Genomic DNA, 984 nt, shown 5'->3' on the forward strand with positions numbered 1-984 from the left:
ATGTCTGACGAGGTCGGGTGTTGAGCAAGTCGGCAATCTCGTCCAGCCGCTCCTGGCTAACCAGCGACAAATCGGTGCCCTTGGGTAAGTACTGCCGGAGCAGGCCGTTCGTGTTCTCGTTGCTGCCTCTTTGCCAAGGGCTGTGCGGGTCAGCGAAGTAGATCTTCATTCCCGTACGAGCTGTCAGCTCTTGATGCTTGGCCATCTCGCTGCCTTGGTCATGGGTCATGGTTTTCAGCAGCGCCGGTGCCATCCGCGAAAGTTCTCGCGTCATCCCCTCTAGCGCGGCGTCTGCGGTGGGCGCATCCAACTTGGCCAGGATCACGAAACGGCTCGTGCGCTCGACCATCGTCGCTACTGCCGAGCGATTGTTCGCGCCCATGATCAGGTCGCTTTCCCAATGACCTGGCACTTGTCGACCTTCGACCTCTTCAGGCCGATAGCGAATATTCTGTTCAGCTGGATAGCGCTCGCGCCGAGCTGGCGCAGTGCTGCGAGTACGCCGCTTGCTGCCGCCCTGGCGCAGGTAACCAATGAGTTGACGCTTAAGCTCGCCGCGTGGGTATGCATAGATTGTCAGGTAGATCGTTTCGTGACTCACATGCCGCTCAGGATTATCAGGCCAGTAGTCCTTGAGTCTGGCGGCAATTTGCTGAGGAGACCAGCCCTTGGCCAACATGCTGTGTACGACCTGGAACAGTTCAGAACCAGGGGCAAGAATCTTGCTGCGCCTCGGGACGTGTCTGAGGGCACGGGCTCGAGCACCGGCAGTGCTGGCGTCATAGTGCCCAGGCTGCGACTGGCGCCGCACCTCTCGACTCAGCGTGCTGGGTTGGCGTCCAAGAACTTGGGCGATGGCTCGCAGCGAGGCGCCTTGCATACGCATGATCATTAGCGTTACGCGCTCTTCGATGGTCAAGTGGGTGTAGTGAGTAGTCATGCAGCACCTTACCTCGGGTGTTGCACTTGGTCACTGAGACCGCC

At 59.5% G+C, this 984-nt stretch carries 1 protein-coding gene; it reads right to left on the reverse strand.

Features of this window, described 5'->3' with window-relative positions; translation table 11 throughout:
• A partial coding sequence (locus tag G7007_RS21725; protein ID WP_181105155.1) for an IS30 family transposase occupies nucleotides 1–940 on the reverse strand: 940 nt, incomplete at its 3' end.
• Between the last annotated feature and the right edge of the window lie 44 nt (nucleotides 941–984).

It is taken from the genome of Pseudomonas entomophila (genome assembly GCF_013523125.1).
Classification (GTDB): Bacteria; Pseudomonadota; Gammaproteobacteria; order Pseudomonadales; family Pseudomonadaceae; genus Aquipseudomonas; species Aquipseudomonas entomophila_B.